Annotated in this window: 16 protein-coding genes; 4 read left to right on the forward strand and 12 right to left on the reverse strand. The window is 67.6% G+C overall.

Translation table 11 applies throughout. The features are described from left to right. Window positions 1–4: 4 nt before the first annotated feature. The 10 genes from AC3ITM_RS09295 to AC3ITM_RS09340 form a co-directional block, all read right to left on the reverse strand. On the reverse strand, window positions 5–1234 hold the full coding sequence (locus AC3ITM_RS09295) for a glucosaminidase domain-containing protein (RefSeq protein ID WP_489269896.1): 1230 nt from the start codon (window positions 1232–1234) through the stop codon (window positions 5–7). Window position 1235: 1 nt separating this feature from the next. Then, entirely contained in the window at window positions 1236–2387 is a 1152-nt protein-coding gene (locus AC3ITM_RS09300; protein WP_489269897.1) for a flagellar basal body P-ring protein FlgI, read from the reverse strand. Between the two features lie 7 nt (window positions 2388–2394). Beyond that, window positions 2395–3087 carry a flagellar basal body L-ring protein FlgH gene (gene flgH, locus AC3ITM_RS09305; RefSeq protein WP_489269898.1) on the reverse strand — a complete coding sequence of 231 codons (693 nt, stop codon included), beginning with the start codon at window positions 3085–3087 and terminating at the stop codon, window positions 2395–2397. 23 nt (window positions 3088–3110) lie between these two features. After that, window positions 3111–3896 carry a flagellar basal-body rod protein FlgG gene (flgG, locus tag AC3ITM_RS09310; RefSeq protein WP_228886933.1) on the reverse strand — a complete coding sequence of 262 codons (786 nt, stop codon included), beginning with the start codon at window positions 3894–3896 and terminating at the stop codon, window positions 3111–3113. Window positions 3897–4011: 115 nt separating this feature from the next. Beyond that, entirely contained in the window at window positions 4012–4764 is a 753-nt protein-coding gene (locus tag AC3ITM_RS09315; protein WP_489269899.1) for a flagellar basal body rod protein FlgF, read from the reverse strand. A 32-nt stretch (window positions 4765–4796) separates the two neighbouring features. Continuing rightward, window positions 4797–6020 carry a flagellar hook protein FlgE gene (gene flgE / locus AC3ITM_RS09320; RefSeq protein WP_489269900.1) on the reverse strand — a complete coding sequence of 408 codons (1224 nt, stop codon included), beginning with the start codon at window positions 6018–6020 and terminating at the stop codon, window positions 4797–4799. A gap of 32 nt (window positions 6021–6052) precedes the next feature. Beyond that, window positions 6053–6739, reverse strand: coding sequence for a flagellar hook assembly protein FlgD (locus AC3ITM_RS09325; protein ID WP_489269901.1), 687 nt, complete (start codon window positions 6737–6739; stop codon window positions 6053–6055). Between the two features lie 26 nt (window positions 6740–6765). Continuing rightward, window positions 6766–7173, reverse strand: a complete 408-nt coding sequence (gene flgC, locus AC3ITM_RS09330) for a flagellar basal body rod protein FlgC (RefSeq protein ID WP_489269902.1) — start codon at window positions 7171–7173, stop codon at window positions 6766–6768. A gap of 3 nt (window positions 7174–7176) precedes the next feature. Beyond that, window positions 7177–7572, reverse strand: coding sequence for a flagellar basal body rod protein FlgB (gene flgB, locus AC3ITM_RS09335; protein ID WP_259202569.1), 396 nt, complete (start codon window positions 7570–7572; stop codon window positions 7177–7179). Window positions 7573–8486: 914 nt separating this feature from the next. Further along, on the reverse strand, window positions 8487–9431 hold the full coding sequence (locus tag AC3ITM_RS09340) for a chemotaxis protein (RefSeq protein WP_489269903.1): 945 nt from the start codon (window positions 9429–9431) through the stop codon (window positions 8487–8489). Between the two features lie 105 nt (window positions 9432–9536). Here AC3ITM_RS09340 and flgA point away from each other — a divergent pair, with 105 nt between their 5' ends. The 4 genes from flgA (at window position 9537) to AC3ITM_RS09360 (ending at window position 12249) form a co-directional block, all read left to right on the forward strand. Further along, a complete protein-coding gene (flgA, locus tag AC3ITM_RS09345) occupies window positions 9537–10187 on the forward strand; it encodes a flagellar basal body P-ring formation chaperone FlgA (RefSeq protein WP_489269904.1) in 651 nt (216 codons plus the stop codon). Window positions 10188–10296: 109 nt separating this feature from the next. Further along, window positions 10297–10599: a flagellar biosynthesis anti-sigma factor FlgM gene (flgM, locus tag AC3ITM_RS09350; protein ID WP_489269905.1), complete on the forward strand. Its 303-nt coding sequence runs from the start codon at window positions 10297–10299 to the stop codon at window positions 10597–10599. A 2-nt stretch (window positions 10600–10601) separates the two neighbouring features. Next, window positions 10602–10934 carry a flagellar protein FlgN gene (locus tag AC3ITM_RS09355; protein ID WP_489270070.1) on the forward strand — a complete coding sequence of 111 codons (333 nt, stop codon included), beginning with the start codon at window positions 10602–10604 and terminating at the stop codon, window positions 10932–10934. Between the two features lie 91 nt (window positions 10935–11025). After that, complete coding sequence (locus AC3ITM_RS09360; protein WP_489269906.1) at window positions 11026–12249, forward strand: ATP-binding protein; 1224 nt, start codon at window positions 11026–11028, stop codon at window positions 12247–12249. A gap of 675 nt (window positions 12250–12924) precedes the next feature. On the opposite strand, the gene AC3ITM_RS09365 is transcribed toward AC3ITM_RS09360, so the two are convergent. Continuing rightward, on the reverse strand, window positions 12925–14682 hold the full coding sequence (locus tag AC3ITM_RS09365; RefSeq protein WP_489269907.1) for an EAL domain-containing protein: 1758 nt from the start codon (window positions 14680–14682) through the stop codon (window positions 12925–12927). Between the two features lie 4 nt (window positions 14683–14686). Then, window positions 14687–16792, reverse strand: coding sequence for a PAS domain-containing sensor histidine kinase (locus AC3ITM_RS09370; protein WP_489269908.1), 2106 nt, complete (start codon window positions 16790–16792; stop codon window positions 14687–14689). Window positions 16793–16895: the final 103 nt, after the last annotated feature.

The raw sequence follows: 16895 nt of genomic DNA on the forward strand, positions 1-16895 counted from the left end.
TACCTCAACGGCGGATGGCACCCAGCCCGGTCGGGCTGGCGGTGCTGGCAAAAGTCTGGCCCAGGCGCTGGCTGGCATCGCCCACGGCGGCGATGGCGCGCTCGATGGTCGGGCCGCCGGCAATGGCGGCGATCTTGGCCGCGTAGCCGGGGTCGGTGGCGTAGCCGGCCTTCTGCAGGCCCTGCGCAAAGCCACGCACATCGCTGCCGGCCTGCAGCGCGTTCTGGTAGCGCGGGCTGTTCTTGAGCAGTTTCACGTAGTCGGCGAAGCTGTCGCCGACCGAGCCATAGGCGCGGAAGCTGGCGGTTTCGTTGCGGCGCACGCCATCCACGTATTCATGGGTGCCGCTGCGGGCGCGCTCACCGCTCCAGCCATTGGCCTTGATCCCGAACAGGTTGTGCGAGCTGCCGCCGCCGTTGCGCTGCACCAGCTTGCGGCCCCAACCGGTTTCCAGCGCGGCCTGGGCGACCAGCGCCTTGGCGTCCACGCCCAGTTCGCGCGCGGCCTGCTGGGCATGGCCCCAGATGCTGGCCACGAAGCCTTCCGGCGTATGCGGGCCGAGCTTGGCGGCGGCGGTGTTGGCCGCCAGCGTATCGACCGCGCCGGGCCCGCGCGCAGCGGCGCCGTCGTTGACCCCGCTCCAGCGGTCGTTGGCCAGCGCGGCCCAGTTTTCCCGGCTCGGGTCATTGACCCCCGGCGCGGCCGCATACGGGTCGCTGCGGCCGATCGCCTCGTGCATCTGGCTGCTTTCGCGGCCGGCGATCAGGTCCAGCGCGCGTTCCATCGGCTGCAATACCGCCGACGGATCGGCGCCGCGCAGCTGCTGCAGCATCTCCACTTCGCTGTTGGCGCCGGCCGGGGCGGTAGCGCCCGGCAGCGCCATCGGCGCGGCCGCCGGTGCGTTGAGCCGGTAGGCGCGCAGGGCGGCGGCCGGGTTCAGGGCAGTGTCGGTGGGCGTGGCCGCCTCGGCCTGGGCGCCACCGAGCTGGCGGGTGATCATCGCCGACAAGCCCAGGCCGCGGCCGCGGGTCATCGCCTCGGCGATCTGCTTGTCGTACATCTCGCGGAACATGGTGTTTTCGGCCGGGAACAGCGCATCGCCGAAGCTGGCATCGCGCATGCTCTTGACCAGCATCTGCGCGAACTGGCCTTCCAGCTGGCGGGCGACCTTGTCGACCTTGGCCGGGCTGTTGGCCTGGGCCGGGTTGAGTTCCAGTGCGGGGGTGATGCGCATATCAGATCACCTCGAGTTCGGCGCTGAGCGCGCCGGCCTGCTTGAGGGCTTCCAGGATGGCGATCAGGTCGCCCGGGGCGGCGCCCACCGCATTGACCGCGTGCACGATCTCATCCAGCGTGGTGCCGCCGGTGAACTTGAACATGCGGCTGCCGTCGTTGGTGGCGGTGATGGTGGACTGCGGCGTGGCCACGGTCTGGCCGTTGCCGAAGGCATTGGGCTGGCTGACGTTGGTGTTCTCGTTGATCGTCACCGTCAGCGAGCCGTGCGAAATGGCCGCGGCGCCCACCCGCACCTGCGAACCGATCACCACCGTGCCGGTCCGTGCATTGACCACCACCTTGGCCGGCGCGCTGCCGGGGGTGAGTTCCAGGTTTTCGATGCGGGCCAGCAGGCCGATCCGGGCGCCCGGGTCGCTGGGCGACTGCACCGCCACGGTGACCCCGTCGATCGCCCGCGCCGCGCCATCGCCGAAGGCATTGTTGAGCGCGGCCACCATCCGCGACACGGTAGTGAAGTCGTTCTTGTGCAGGTTCAAGGTGATGTCGCCGCCACCGCTGAACACATCCGGCAGCGCGCGCTCGACGGTGGCGCCATTGGGAATGCGGCCGACGCTGGGCACGTTCACCGACACCCGCGAGCCGTCCTTGCCCTGCGCGCCGAAGCCGCCGACCACCAGGTTGCCCTGGGCGATCGCATAGACCTGGCCATCGGCACCGCGCAGCGGTGCCATCAGCAGCGAACCGCCACGCAGCGAGACCGCGTTGCCGACCGAGGACACGGTGATGTCGATCGGCTGGCCGGGCTTGGCGAACGGCGGCAGTTCGGTGTGGATCGCCACGGCGGCCACGTTCTTCAGCTGCGGGTTGACGTTGGCCGGCACGTTCACGCCCAGCTCGCCGAGCAGGTTCTTCAGGCTCTGCACGGTGAAGGGCGCCTGGCTGGTGCGGTCGCCGCTGCCGTCCAGGCCGACCACCAGGCCGTAGCCGACCAGTGCATTGGTGCGCACGCCGCCGACCTGGGCCAGGTCCTTGATGCGTTCGGCAGAGGCCGGCGCCGCGAGCGCGAACATCGCCAGCAATGCGATGGCGACGCGTGCCGGGTAGGACGAGACGATGCGTCGCTGCCGGAACAGGGAGAAGGAAAGGGTCATGTCAGGCTCAGAACGGCGTCAACGCCGAGTTGAAGAAGCGGCTCAGCCAGCCCATCGCATTGGACTGGGCGACCGGGCCGCGGCCGCCGTAGACGATGCGGGCATCGGCAACGCGGCTGGACGGAATGGTGTTGTCGGGGAAGATGTCCGCCGCGCGCACGATGCCCTGCACCTGCACCAGCTCATCGCCCTGGTTGAGCCGCAGGTTCTTGGCGCCCTGGACCACCAGGTTGCCGTTGGGCAGGCGCTGCATCACCGTGACGGTCACGCTGCCCTGCAGCCGGTTGCTCTGCGCGCTGGTGCCCTTGCCGGCGAAATCACGTTCGCCCTTGGCGCTGGCGCTGAGGATGTCCTTGCCGCCCAGCGTCACCGGCGCACCGAACAGGTTGGGGCTGCCGATGGTCAGCTCCGAGTCCTTGGCGGTGGTGGTGTTGGCGGTGGTCTGGGCGGTGGTGCTTTCGGTAAGGGTGATGGTCAGCAGGTCGCCGACATCGCGCGCGCGGCGGTCCGAGTACAGCTGCAGGCCGGGGCCGGCGGCGTAGATCGCACCGGCCGTGGCCGGCGCGCTGGGCGCCACGATCGGGGTGACCGGCGCCATCGCCGGGTAGGGCCGGACATCGCCGGCGATGACGCAGCCGCCGAGCAGGGCGACCACGGCACAGGCCGGGAGCAGGCGGAGGGTAGGGCGCAGGAGCGACATGGCAGGGTTCCCGGTTCGACCGATCAGACGTTCTGGTTGAGGTAGCCGAGCATCGCGTCGGTGGTGGAGATCGCCTTGGCGTTCATTTCGTAGGCGCGCTGGGTTTCGATCATCGACACCAGCTCTTCGACCACGTTGACATTGCTGCCTTCCAGCGCGCCCTGGACCACGCTGCCCAGGCCGTTCAGACCGGGGTTGCCGTTCTGGGCCGGGCCGGAAGCGGTGGTTTCCAGGAACAGGTTTTCGCCGCGGGCCTGCAGGCCGGCCGGGTTGACGAAGTCGGTCAGGGTCAGCGCGCCGATTTCCACCGAGGCGGCGTCGTCGGCCATCTTCACGCTGATGGTGCCGTCGGTGCCGATGGTCAGCGACTGCGCGCCTTCGGGGATCTGGATGCCCGGCTGCACCGGGTAGCCGCTGTTGGTGACCAGTTCGCCCTGCTGGTTGCGCTGGAACGAGCCGTCACGGGTATAGGCCGACGAACCATCGGGCATCTGCACTTCGAAGAAGCCGCGGCCGTTGACCATCACATCCAGCGCGCGGCCGGTCTGCTGCTGGCTGCCCTGTTCGAAGTTCTTGGAGGTGGCCACCACCCGCACGCCGGTACCGATCTGCAGGCCGGTCGGCAGCTGGGTCTGTGCCGAGGACGCACCGCCGGGCTGGCGCACCTGCTGGTAGAGCAGGTCTTCGAAGCTGGCACGGTCCTGCTTGAAACCGGTGGTATTGGTGTTGGCGAGGTTGTTGGAAACCACCGACATGCGCGTCTGCTGCGCATCCAGTCCGGTCTTGGCGATCCACAATGCCTGGTTCATGGCGATATTCCTGTGTTGGTACGGGTGGCCACGTGGGGTGGCCGTTGCAGGGGCAGATGCATGGTGCGTGCCATAACCGCGCCGGTTTCATGGCGCCGGCGCGCCGGCGTCGCGATCAGCCGCCCAGGCGCAGCAGGCTGTTGGCGCTGCGCGCGTTGTCATCGCCGTGCTTGATCACCTTCACCTGCATTTCGTACTGGCGCTGCAGCTGGATCATCTGCACCAGCGCACCGGCCGCATCGACGTTGCTGCCTTCCAGCTGGCCGCTTTCCAGCGACTTGCCCTGGGCCTGCACGAACGGCTGCTGCGGGTCGGTATTGCGCATCAGTCCGTCCAGGCCGCGCTCCAGGCGTTCATCGGCAGCGGCGACCACGCGGATCCGGCCGATGTTGGCCATGGTCTGCGGGCCTTCGCCCAGCGGAATGATCGAGATCGTGCCGTCGTTGCCGATGTCCATCGCCTGGTGCGGCGGAATGGCGATCGGTGCCCCGTTCTCGTCCAGCACCGGATGGCCGCCGGCGGTCACCAGCTGGCCATTGGGGGTGATCGACAGCGCCGCACCACGGGTATAGGCCTCGCCGCCGCCGGCCGGGGCCTGCACCGCCAGCCAGTTGCCCGACTGCAGCGACAGGTCCAGTGGGTTGCCGGTGATCTGCTGGGCGCCCATGCGCCGGTTGAAGCCGGCGTCCACGTGCAGGGCGTCCACCCGCGAGGCGTAGCCGGAACCCTTGATCGGGAAGGCCTCGGTGTTGGCCAGGGCCTCCTTGAAGCCGGGGGTATCGGTGTTGGCCAGGTTGTGCGAGAGCGTGCCCTGTGCCTGCAGCGAGGCACGTGCGCCGGTCATCGCCACGTAGAGCGCCTTGTCCATGGTTGTAGTCCCGTGATGCGGTCAGTGGCTCATCAACGGATGTTGATGATGGTCTGGGTGATCTGGTCCATGGTCGAGACCATCTGCGAGTTGGCCTGGAAGTTGCGCTGGGCGGTGATCATGTTGACCAGCTGTTCGGTCAGGTCGACCGTGGAGGCCTCCAGCGAACCGGCCTGGACCTTGCCCAGGTTGGAGCTGTCCGGCGCGCCGGTACGCGGGGTGCCGGAGTTGAAGGTCTCCACCCACAGGTTGTTGCCCTTGGCTTCAAGGCCCTGGGCGTTGTTGAAGGTGGTCAGCGCGACCTGGCCCAGCGCCTTGTCGTCGCCGTTGGAGTAACGCGCATAGACCACGCCTTCCTCGGACACGGTGATTTCGTTGAGCTTGCCGGCGGCGTAGCCGTCCTGCCGGGTGTTGCGCAGCGCGAACTTCTCGCCGTACTGGGTGGATCCGCTGATGTCCAGGGTCAGCGCCAGCTGGCCGGCGCCGGTGCTGGGGGTGAACGGATTGAGGGTGATCTTGCCGTTGGCCGGCGCGGTCAGCGTGCCGGCATCGTTGAAGGTCAGCGTGGTCGGCGCGCCGGCGGCCTGGCCGTCGACGTAGTTGTAGACCTGCCACTGGTTGGCGGTGGCGGTCTTGACGAAGTAGGAGGTCTGGGTATGGCTGACGCCCAGCGAGTCGTAGACGGTGATGCCGCCGGTGGACTGGCTGTAACTGTTGGAGTCGGTCGGGCTGAACGGGGTGACCGTGGGCACCTTGGCGTTGGCCGGCAGGGTGAAGCTGACATTGACGTTGCCGGTCTGCTTGGGCGGGCTGTCGGTAGTCAGCAGCTGCAGGTCGACCAGGCGGCCGGCGTCGAAACTGGTGCCGTCGGCGTTGGGGGCGAACACCTGCAGGCGCGCGCCCTGCGGGTTGGTCACAAAGCCGGCCTGGTCGGTCTGGAAGTTGCCGGCGCGCGAGTACACCCGGGCACCGTTCATGGTCATGGTGAAGAAGCCCTCACCGGCGATGGCCATGTCCAGGCTGCGCCCGGTCTGTTCGTTGTTGCCCTGCGAGAACTGCTGGGCCACGTTGGTCAGGCGCACGCCCTGGCCGATGGCGTTCTTGGACAGGCCGTAGCTGGTGGCCGAGAACAGGTCGGCGAACTCGGCGCGCGACTGCTTGAAGCCGGTGGTGTTGACGTTGGCGATGTTGTTGGCGGTGACGTTCAGATCGGCATTGGCGGCGTTGATGCCGGACAACGAAACATTGAAGCCCATGGGATTGCTCCTGGTATGCGGGGTGGGGCGGCTCAGCTGATGCGGAGCACGTAGTCGATCGGGGCCGTACCCAGGCCCTTGAGGTTGAGGTACAGCCCGTCCGAGCCGACGGTGACGCTCTCCACCGGTGCCTCGACGTAGGTGTTGGCCTTGGTCTTGGCGCCGGCGCTGTCGGTGAAGGTGGCCGCGATGGTGTAGCTGCCCGGCGCCATGCGGTTGCCGTTGGCGTCCTTGCCGTCCCAGGCGAAGCTGACTTCGCCGCCGGCCTTGGCTTCCACGCTCAGGGTGTTGACCTTGACCCCGTTGGCATCGGTGATGTCCACGTTGACGAAGCCGGCGCCGGGGGCGGCGACCATGCCGTTGGTGCCGCCTTCGGCTTCCAGCGACCACTTGGTCGAGGGGATCAGCACCTCGTGCCCGACCAGGGCGGCGCCGCGCAGGATCTGGTCGCCGGACATCTGGTCCTGGAAACCCTTGACGGTGGTGTTGAGGTCGGTGATGCCCTGGACCTGGGACAGCTGCGCCATCTGCGCCACCATCTGGGTGTTGTCCATCGGCTTGAGCGGGTCCTGGTGCTGCAGCTGCTCGGTCATCAGGCGCAGGAAATCGGCCTGGTCGAGCGTGCTTTTCTTCTTGCTCATGTCGCTGTTGGGCGCGTTGAGGCCAAGCGCCTTGTAGATGTCGCTGTTGTTCTGGCCGACGCCGTTGGTGCTGCTCATGACGGGATGTCCTGGGGAGTGTGGGGTCAGCGACCCATGGTCAAGGTGGCCAGCGCCAGTTCCTTGGCGGTGCTCAGCATTTCCACGCCGGCCTGGTAATTGCGCGAGGTCGAGATCAGGTTGACCATCTGCGCGACCGGGTCGACGTCGGGCTGGTAGATGTAGCCGTCGCCGTCGGCCAGCGGATGACCGGGCTCGTAGCGTTTGATCGGCGCGGCCTGGCTCTGGCTGATTTCCTTGACCTGGACGGTGGTGATGTTGGGGTCGGTGCGGCTGGTGACCGACTGGAAGATCGGTTCGAGCGGCTTGTAGACCGCATCGGCCGAGCCGGCCACGCTGTCGGCGTTGGAGAGGTTGGAGGCGATGGTGCTCATGCGCACCGACTGGGCCTGCAGGGCCGAGCCGGCGATGTCGAAGATGGGCAGGTTGCTCATGGCTTATTGGCCTGTGATGGCGGTGAGCATGGAGCGCACCTTGGATTCGACGAAGCTGAGCGATGCGCGGTATTCCAGCGCGGCGCGGCCGTAGGCGGCACGTTCGGCATCGGGGTCGACGGTGTTGCCGTCGATGCTGGGCTGCACGCCTTCCTTGGTGATCTGGAAGGGGTTGAGGCCGCCGCCGATGGCGTAGTGCTGTTCGTTGGTGGTTTTCATCAGGCCGTTGCTGTCCAGGCCCTGGGCGTTGCGCAGGGCGGCATCGAAGTCCAGGTCCTGGGCCTTGTACCCGGGGGTGTCGGCATTGCTCAGGTTGCTGGCGATCAGCTTCATCCGCTGCTCGCGCAACGGCATGGCCTGGGCATGGACCCCCAGATAGTCGGAAATCAGATTGGGCATGGCGCGCTCCCACGGGACGATGTGGGGGAGGGTGCAAGCGACGTGCCAATAGTGAGATTGGTGCTGTACGTGCTATTCGCTGCTACGTATGGCGAGGGGCGGTAGACCCTGCCGGGACACGCCGTAAACCCCGCTCCGCGGCCCGGCCCAGCCGCTGACGGCTGTGCGTTCAGTCGCATGCGAGGCAGTGCCTCGCAAGCAATGCGCCTTCACCCTTGGGGGCTCGTGGGCGCCATCCATGGCGCCCAACGGTCCTGGCAGGCTCTGCCGACCCTCGCCCGGACACGCCTGCGTCGCCGGATGGAAGGGCACAGCCGGCGAAGGGGAGGGTAGTGCCGGCCGCTGGCCGGCAACGCCTGCTACGCAGGCGAGGTAGAGCCGGGCCATGCCCGGCTGAAGCGCTGCGACGCCCACAAAAAAACCCAGCGGCGGGCTGGGTTTTTCAATGAACAATGCCGCGCTCAACCTGGAGTGGCAGCGGACCAGGGTAGAGCCGAGCCGTGCTCGGCTGCTGTGAGCCGACGCATGACCAGAGCAGGCGTTCATGGCAGGCACTACCGGAGAGGTGAGGCGGCGGGAAATCGTAGAAAACGGTGAAACGCCGTAGAGCCGGGCTCTGCCCGGCTCCTCCAACCCCAAAAGACTGCTTGATCCCAAGGCGCCGACCCACTGTCGGCGGGCTGGGGCGAATGGGGTGGCGGGACTGTCGAAAACATGGGTCCGGCGCATGCGCCGGGCGGGTTGGGCAGGATGCTCAACCCAGGCCTTGCCGGATGCGCAGGACAGCGCATGCGAGCAAGTTTTCGCCAAGCCCCCAGGGATGGGTTCACGGCGTGTCCCGCCACCCCATTCGCCCCAGCCCGCACCCAGCCATCCAACCGCGGCTTGAAACACCGGTCAACCAACAACCAGCATCAAGCAGCCAACGCCACCTTCCGCAGGCGGTCCAGCACGAAGTCGGCCAGCTCGTGGGGGGAGTACTTGGCCACGAAGGCATTGGCGCCCACCCGCTCGACCATCGCGTTGTTGAATACGCCCGACAGTGAGGTGTGCAGCAGCACGTACAGCCCGGCCAGGCCCGGATGGCGCCGGATTTCCGTCGTCAGCGTATAGCCGTCCATCGCCGGCATCTCGATGTCGGAGATCACCATCGCGTAGCGTTCGGCCGGGTTCTCCCCGGCCGCATGGATCTGCAGCAGGTGGTCCAGCGCCTGCCTGCCGTCCGACAGCAGGGTCGCGCCCACCCCCAGCTGGTCCAGCACGCTGCGGATCTGCTGGCGGGCCACCCGCGAATCGTCCACCACCAGCACCTGCAGTTGCGGGCCATCGGCCGGCATCGCCAGCGACGGGTCCAGCACCGCCTCGCCGCGCACCTGCGCGATATCGGCCAGGACGCTTTCCACGTCGATCACCTGGATCAGCTCGCCCTGGAAGCGCGTCACCGCGGTCAGGTAGCTCGATTCGGCGCCCAGCTCCGGCGGCGGATGGATGTCCTCCACCGCGATATTGACGATCCGTTCCACCCCGCTGACCAGGAAGCCCTGGATCGAACGGTTGAACTCGGTCACCACCAGATAGCCCGGCGCCGTGTCCGCGTCGGGCTCGCGTTCGGGGTGGCCGATCGCCAGGCCCAGGTCCAGCACCGGCACCGAGCGGCCCCGCACATCGGCCACCCCGGCGAACTGGCTGGGCAGCCCGGGTACCTGGAACAGGTCCGGGCGGCGCAGGACTTCCTGCACCTTGAACACGTTCACGCCAAAAAGCTGACGTCCGCCGAGCCGGAACAGCAGCAGGGCCAGACGATTGTGGCCGGCCAGGCGCGTACGCTGGTCGATGCGGTTGAGCAGGTCATGTGACATGGAAGCAGTATCGGCGCTGGCGCGCCCGACTTGAGCGGCCCGCCCGGGGATGTCCGGCACGCCGCTTGCAGGACGCTGCCCATGTGCCTTGCCCGTGGAGTTGCCATGCGTTGGATCATCCTTGTCCTGCTTGCCCTGGCGGGCGTGCCCGCGCTCGCCGCCGGCACCTGGCAGCCGGTGGACAGCATCCGCGCCGCCGCCCTGTCGACCCTGCCGGCCGGCAGCGAGGGCGACACCACCCTGGATTCGGCGCTGCGCCTGCCGGCCTGCGGCCAGGGCCTGCGCGCCCAGCCCACCGGCACCACTACAGTAGAAGTGAGCTGCCCGGATGCGGGCGGCTGGCGGCTGTTCGTGCCGGTCAAGATCCGCCGCAACCAGACTGTGCTCATTCTCAACCGCGGCATCGCTGCTGGAGAAACCATCGCCGCGGCCGATATCACGACTGCCCAGCGCGACGTGGCCCGCATTGCCGGCGCCGCACTGGCCGACCCGGCCGCCGCGGTCGGGCGGGTGGCACGGCGTACCCTCAGCGCCGGCAGCCTGCTGGCGGCCAACGATCTGGTCGCCCAGCGCCTGGTGCGCCGCGGCGACAGCGTCGCCCTGGTGTCGCGGTTTGGCGGGGTCGAAGTCCGCGTGGCGGGCAAGGCCCTGGCCGATGCCGGTGAAAATGAGCGGGTCTCGGTGGAGAACCTGTCCTCGCGCAAGATCGTGCAGGGCACCGTGGCGGCCACCGGCGACGTTTTTGTGACGCGCTGAACACAATGCTGAACCGGCGCCCGAACGCGTCGAAAAAGCTGCAGAATCCCCTAAAGATGGCGGTCCCCATGCCGTTAACCCTTGTGAACCGCACACCCAGGACAACTTCATGAGCCAGAAAATCGACGGCAACCTGCAGGCCACTGCCCATCTGCGCAGCGTCGGGCTTGGCAACAAGCCGGCCGCCAGCACCGATGCGCCGACCCGTCCGGTCGAGGCGGCCGACAGCCTGCGCCTGACCGGCGAGGCCACCAGTCTGCAGGCCATGCAGCGCGAACTGAGCGCCGCCCCGGCGATCGACGCCGAGCGCGTGCAGGCCGTGCGCCAGTCGCTGCAGGACGGTACCTACAAGATCAATCCCGATGCGATCGCCTCGCGCATGCTCGAGCTGGACCAGCAGCTGCAGGGATGAACCTGGCGATGAGCGAGCCATTGCAGCGCCTCAGCGATGCCTTGGACGTCGAGCGCCAGGCATTGATCGAACATGATGTGCACGCCCTGATCCGTGCCACCGGTGCCAAGCTGGACGCCCTGCGTGCGCTGGAAGCGGTGCTGCCGGTCGGGCAGGGCGAACGCCTGCAGGAGCTGGCCGAACGCAACCGCGCCAACGGCGTGCTGCTGTCGCGCCGGCGCCGCGAGGTCAACTGGGCGCTGCGCCAGCTCGGCCGCAGCGAGGATGCCTCGGCCTACGATGCCAAGGGCCAGGCCAATATCATGCACACCCGGCGGCCGCTGGCCGTGGCCTGAGCGCCCGCCGGGCCGGTACCGCGCCGGCCTGGCTGTCGTCTGTTCAGCCAACGCGTATATTGGGCGCCTGTTCCGACTGCCCGATGTGACCGTGACCGCTTCCTCCAACCTTGTCACCGCACCGCTGCCGCCGCAGCCGGTCCTGCTCGCCCTGTTCGAGCGGATCAACGAAGGCGTGCTGCTGTTCCGCGAAGACGGCAGCGTGGCCCTGGCCAATGCCGCGCTCAACGAAATGCTCGGCCAGGCCGAGCAGGATGCCGGCGTGGGCCCGGCGCAGTGGCTGCGCCAGCTGCTGCCGCCCGATGCGCTCGAGCATGCGCGCCTGCACGGCCACTGGAACGGCAGCCTGCCGGTCGGTGAGCGCATGGTCATCGCCCATGTCTACCAGCACGAAGAAGCCGGCCAGCGCCATTACCTGGCCCTGTTCCGCCGCATCGAAGGTCAGGAAGACTACGAACGCGAACTGCAGCAGCGCCATGCCGAACTGCGCCAGGCCTATCTGCGCCTGAACGGCACCCAGGAAAAACTGCTGCAGTCGGAAAAAATGGCCTCGATCGGCCAGCTTGCCGCTGGCGTGGCGCACGAGATCAACAACCCCATCGGCTACGTGCACTCCAACCTGGGCAGCCTGCAGGAATACCTGCGCAGCCTGTTCACCGTGATCGAAGCCTACGAGCGTGCGTTGCGCGCGCCCGACCCGAAGGCGCTGATCCCGGAGATCGACGATATCCGCAACCGCTTCGACATCGACTTCATCAGCCGCGACCTGCCGCAGCTGATGGCCGAATCACGCGAGGGAATCGAGCGGGTGACCCGGATCGTGCGCGACCTGAAGGACTTTTCGTACTCCGGCCGCGACGAATCCTGGAAGCTGGTCGACCTGCATTCGGGACTGGAGTCGACCATCAACATCATCTGGAACGAGCTCAAGTACAAGGTGACCCTGCAACGCGAGTTCGGCCAGCTGCCGCTGGTGGAATGCCTGCCGTCCGAGCTCAACCAGGTGTACATGAACCTGCTGCTCAATGCCGGCCATGCCATTGCCGAGCGCGGCACCATCACCGTGCGCACCGGGGTGGACGGGGACCATGTCTGGGTGGAGTTCGAGGACACCGGCGCCGGCATTTCGCCCGAGCTGCGCCAGCGCATCTTCGATCCGTTCTTCACCACCAAGCCGGTGGGCAGCGGCACCGGCCTGGGCCTGTCGATCTCCTACAGCATCATCAACAAGCACCACGGCCGCATCGACCTGGACAGCACCCCGGGCCAGGGCTCGAAGTTCCGCCTGGTACTGCCGATCAAGCAGCCGCGCTGAGGGGCGCTACGGCCGTACCGTAATCACTCGTAGCGCCGGGCTCTGCCCGGCTGCCTGCTATTATTTTTTCCCGCTTTGCGGATAAAGCCAACGGCTTTCGTGCTCCTTCGGGGCGCGAGTTACCTTTCTTTGCTCGTGCAAAGAAACGTAACCCAAAGAAAGCACGCCCCGTCCGCGATCCGTCGGGCTGCGCCCGCCGGTTCCCTGCGCTTCTCGCGTCGGCAAGGGACGGTGCGGAACTCGCTGCGCTCAGACACCCGCACCTCTTCGCCCTTGCCGTCGCTGCGATGCTCGGCTCGCTCCAAGGGGGAGGTAGATCAGGATCAAAATCACGGGCAACAGCAACAGCAACAAGCTGTCCGAGCGTGGCTCGGACCTACGCTTTTCCATGCGTGCCAGCCATGTGTGGAGGGTTGGCGTGGGTGGGTTGGCGGGACTGTCGAAAACATGGATGTTTTCGCCAAGCCCCCAAGGATGGGTTCACGGCGTGTCCCGCCAACCCACCCGCGCCAACCCCAATCAACGCAGACGTCGGTCATTGCCTTTGATCTGAGGCTTTAATAGCTCGCAGCTGACTCTCCGTAAATCGGCGAAGAACCAAAGAAAGGTGACTCGCGCCCCGGAGGGGAACGAAACGCTGTTGACGTTAAAACCGCGAAGCGGAAAACAACAACGTCAATCTTCTTCCGGCGCGGCGATCGCCGCCGGCGGGGCGGTATTGGCCCGGCGCTGCTCCTCGTGCGTGCGGAACGCCTGGTGGATGTGCTTGCGCAATTCGTCGTCGTTCCACGGCTTGGTCAGGAACCGGTAGATCGCGCCGCGGTTGATCGCGTCGGTCACCGTGTTCAGATCGGTATAGCCGGACAGCACCAGCCGGATCGTGTCCGGGTACAGCATCTTCACCCGGCCCAGGAACTCGGTGCCGCTCATGTCGCTCATCCGCTGGTCGGACAGGATCACCTGTACATCGTTGATCGCCAGCAGGTCGAACGCATCGCGCACGTTGCCCGCTGCCAGGATCCGGTAGCCGTCGCGGCGGAACAGCCGCACCAGCGAACGCAGCACGTTCTCCTCATCGTCCAGCAGCAGCAGCGTCCGGTCCGGCCGCGTCTCGGCGAACGCCTCCGGGCGCAAGTAGCGCCGGCGCAGGGTCATCCCGGCCGCGTCGGCCGACATTGGCTCGCCGAACAGATAGCCCTGGAACACATCGCAGTCGTTGCGGCGCAGAAAGCCCAGCTGCGCCTGCGATTCCACCCCGTTGGCAATCACCGTCATGCCCAGCTGGTGGCCCATGGCGATGATCGCGCGGGCGATCGCCGCCTCGCGGTTACCGGCCGGGGCGCTCTTGATGAAGCTGCGGTCGATCTTCAACTTGTCCACCGGGTAGCGCACCAGCGCGCTCAGGCTGGAATCGCCGGTGCCGAAGTTGTCCAGGCTCAGACTGATGCCTTCATTGCGCAGGTTGACCAGGGTTTCGTGCACGAAGTTGACGTTGTTGGTCAGCGCGCTTTCGTTGATCTCCAGCGTCAGCATGTGCGCAGGCACCCCGGCGGTCTGCATCAGCGCCATCACCTCGGCAAAGAAGTTCGGGCGCAGCAGCTGCAGGGTGGAGACGTTCACCGCGATGGTGAAATCGTCAAAGCCCTGGTCGCGCCACAACCTGGCCTGCTTCAACGCGCCTTCCAGCACCCAGGTGCCGATCTGCACGATGATGCCCAGCCGCTCGGCGGTGCGCATGAAACGTTCGGGCACCAGCATGCCCAGGGTCGGCGACTGCCAGCGCAGCAGCGCCTCCATGCCCACCACGTGGCCGTCGCGGGCGCTGACCAGCGGCTGGTAGCGCAGCTTCAGCTCGGCATTGGGAATGGCATCGACGATCTGGCGCGCGATGATGCTCTCGCTGTGCGCGCTGGACGGGGTATCCACCGCATGGATGCGCACGGCATTGCCGCCTTCGCGCGCGGCCTGGTGCAGGGCATCTTCGGCGTGGTCGAGCAGGCGTGAAGTGCCGGTGGCGTGTTCCGGGCACAGGCTCACGCCCAGCTTGCCGGTCATGAACAGCGTATAGGGCAGCACCGACAGCGGCAGTTCCAGCTGCTGGCGGATCTCCTCGGCCAGGTCCTCCGGCAGCGGCACGTCGACCCCGCGCGGTACCGCGATCAGGAATTCGTCGCTGCCGTGCCGCCACAATTTGCCGCGCCCGCGCAGATGGTGCTGCAGGCGCTGGGCCACCAGCACCAACGCCTGGTCGCCAACCTCGGCGCTCATGTTTTCATTGACCGAGGCGAAGTGGTCGATGTCCACGTGCATCAGCATCAGCGGCGTACCGCCCGAGGCGGCGTCGGTGACCATCGCCTGCAGTTCGGGATTGCCCGCACCCAGGCGCGGTGGCGCGTCCTCGATGCTGACCAGGGGCAGGGAAGGGTTCCACATGGGCTCAGTAATCCAGGCTATCGGGAGTGGCCGGGTCGCTGCTGCGGTAAGGCAGGTACAGGTCGACCAGGGTGCCGGCGCCGTGCGCCGATTCAATCGTCAAGGTGCCGCCCACGCTCTGCGCGCGCTCGCGCATCACGATCAGGCCCAGCCCGCGCGGGCCGTCCGGGTCGAAACCCTCGCCATCGTCGCGCACCTGCAGGTGCAGGCCCTGGTCGTCCACATCATGCAGCTGCAGGCTGACCTGGCTGGCGCGCGCATGCCGCAGCACATTGGTCAGGCTTTCCTGGGCGATGCGGAAGCAGGCCTGTTCGATGTCCCCGCACGGACGCCGCGGCAGTGCCTGGATGTCCGGCAGCAGTTCGATCGCCGCCGAGCGGAACAGTACGCTGGCCTGCCAGCGCAGCGCCGCTTCCAGGCCCAGCGCGTCCAGCTGCGGCGGGCGCAGCAGCATGGAGATGTCGCGCAGCTTGCCCACGGTGGCATCGGCCAGCTGGATGATCTGGGCCAGGTCTTCGTCGCGGCGCTGTGCGTCGGCCTCGTCCTGGGCGGCGTAGGCCGACAGCTTCATCGCGGTGATCGCCTGGCCGATGTCGTCGTGCAGGTCGCGCGAAATCGCCCGGCGCTCGTCCTCCTGCAGCGAGAACAACCGCCCGGCCATCGCCTGCAGCTCGCGGTTGCTGGTTTCCAGCGCCGCGCGGATCCGCTCCGGTTCGCTCAGGTCGCGCACGATCAGCAGCTTGCAGTTGCGCCCGCCATAGCGCACATCGCCCACCGCCAACCCGGCCTGGAAACGTTCGCCATCCAGCCGCAGCATGCCGATCACCTCGGCCGCGCCGGTGCTGGGCAGCGGAATCGGCGCGAACAGCTGCGCGCGCACCCGGGCCAGGTCCTCGGCGGCCACCAGTTCGGACAACGGCTCGCCCAGCAGCGTGTGCTGGCCGTAGCCGAACTGCGCCGCCGCGCAGGCATTGGCGTACAGCACGTGCTCCTCGGACAGGATCACCACGCCATCGGGCAGCACCCGCACCAGTTCGCGGAACTGTTCTTCGCGCTCGCGCAGCAGGCGCCGCGACTGCTCGCGTTCGGTCACGTCCTGCAGCGTGCCCAGCACCCGCGGGCGCCCGGCGTCGTCGCTGCCGCTCTGGGCGCGCAGGTGCACCATCAGGGCGCGTCCATCCATCGCCAGCAGCGGCAGCAGCACATCGATCTGCACCGGTGCATTGCCCATGTCCTGCAGCAGTTGTTCGGCCAGCGCGGCGGTGGCCGGGTCGGCCGGCACCAGCAGTTCCTCGAAACGGTGCCAGCGGCGCGCCTCGGGCGGGCGCCGGCCGAGCAGCTGATAGACCTGGTTGGAATAGCGGCCCAGCCCGGTGGCCGGGTCCACTTCCCAGGCCCCGATGCGCGCCATCTCGTGCGCTTCCTCCACCCGCGCCAGGGCCTGGTCGCGGCGGCGCAGCGCCTGGTCCTCGCTGGTGCGGTCGATGGCGATCAGCAGCCGCGCGCGGTGCCCGGCGTAGTCGATCGCATTGCTGCGCATTTCCATGCGCCGGTGGCTGCCGTCCCGGAGCACCAGGTCGGCGGTGATCACGCACAGCTGTTCGGGCTGGGCGCGGATCTGCTCCAGCTTGGCGGCCAGTGCCGGGGTGTCGCCGCCGGGCCACAGCGCGGTGACCGGCATGGCCATGAATTCCTCGCGGCTCCAGCCGAACAGGCCGCTGGCGGCCGGGTTCACATCCAGGATCGCCAGCGATTCCAGGTCGTAGACTAGGATCGGCCCCGGGTTGCCTTGGAACATCTGCCGGTGGCGGGTTTCCGAATCTTCCAGCCGCGCATGGGTATGCAGCACGTGCTGGGCCAGCGGGCGCAGCAGCAGGTAGAGCAGGGCGGCGCTGGCCACCACGAAGAATGCGCCCTTGGCGGTCTGCCAGTGCGCGGCCATCTCGATGTCATCGGCCAGCAGCTGCACCGCCGCATCGCTGCACGCGATCCACGCCAGGGCCAGAACCAGGTAGGCCAGCACCACCCGCCGGCGATCGCGACGCAAGGCCTGGGCCAGCGGCAGTTCGGGCATGGACGGGGACGGCGGACCGGGCGGGGCGGCAGGCATGGGGCGGGGCGGGGACCGGAACGGGACGGGCGTTGTGCATCTTAGAGGCTGCGGTGGATTTTGGGGTGAGCGGTGCCGGGCGCTCAATAAACCGGTTGGTTTG

This window comes from Stenotrophomonas sp. KH_029, assembly GCF_057839765.1.

Coding starts and splice junctions, on each gene's coding strand:
- AC3ITM_RS09295 (WP_489269896.1), bottom strand. CDS start 1,234: ATGCGCATCACCCCCGCACTGGAACTCAACCCGGCCCAGGCCAACAGC.
- AC3ITM_RS09300 (WP_489269897.1), bottom strand. CDS start 2,387: ATGACCCTTTCCTTCTCCCTGTTCCGGCAGCGACGCATCGTCTCGTCC.
- flgH (WP_489269898.1), bottom strand. CDS start 3,087: ATGTCGCTCCTGCGCCCTACCCTCCGCCTGCTCCCGGCCTGTGCCGTG.
- flgG (WP_228886933.1), bottom strand. CDS start 3,896: ATGAACCAGGCATTGTGGATCGCCAAGACCGGACTGGATGCGCAGCAG.
- AC3ITM_RS09315 (WP_489269899.1), bottom strand. CDS start 4,764: ATGGACAAGGCGCTCTACGTGGCGATGACCGGCGCACGTGCCTCGCTG.
- flgE (WP_489269900.1), bottom strand. CDS start 6,020: ATGGGCTTCAATGTTTCGTTGTCCGGCATCAACGCCGCCAATGCCGAT.
- AC3ITM_RS09325 (WP_489269901.1), bottom strand. CDS start 6,739: ATGAGCAGCACCAACGGCGTCGGCCAGAACAACAGCGACATCTACAAG.
- flgC (WP_489269902.1), bottom strand. CDS start 7,173: ATGAGCAACCTGCCCATCTTCGACATCGCCGGCTCGGCCCTGCAGGCC.
- flgB (WP_259202569.1), bottom strand. CDS start 7,572: ATGCCCAATCTGATTTCCGACTATCTGGGGGTCCATGCCCAGGCCATG.
- AC3ITM_RS09340 (WP_489269903.1), bottom strand. CDS start 9,431: ATGTCACATGACCTGCTCAACCGCATCGACCAGCGTACGCGCCTGGCC.
- flgA (WP_489269904.1), top strand. CDS start 9,537: ATGCGTTGGATCATCCTTGTCCTGCTTGCCCTGGCGGGCGTGCCCGCG.
- flgM (WP_489269905.1), top strand. CDS start 10,297: ATGAGCCAGAAAATCGACGGCAACCTGCAGGCCACTGCCCATCTGCGC.
- AC3ITM_RS09365 (WP_489269907.1), bottom strand. CDS start 14,682: ATGTGGAACCCTTCCCTGCCCCTGGTCAGCATCGAGGACGCGCCACCG.
- AC3ITM_RS09370 (WP_489269908.1), bottom strand. CDS start 16,792: ATGCCTGCCGCCCCGCCCGGTCCGCCGTCCCCGTCCATGCCCGAACTG.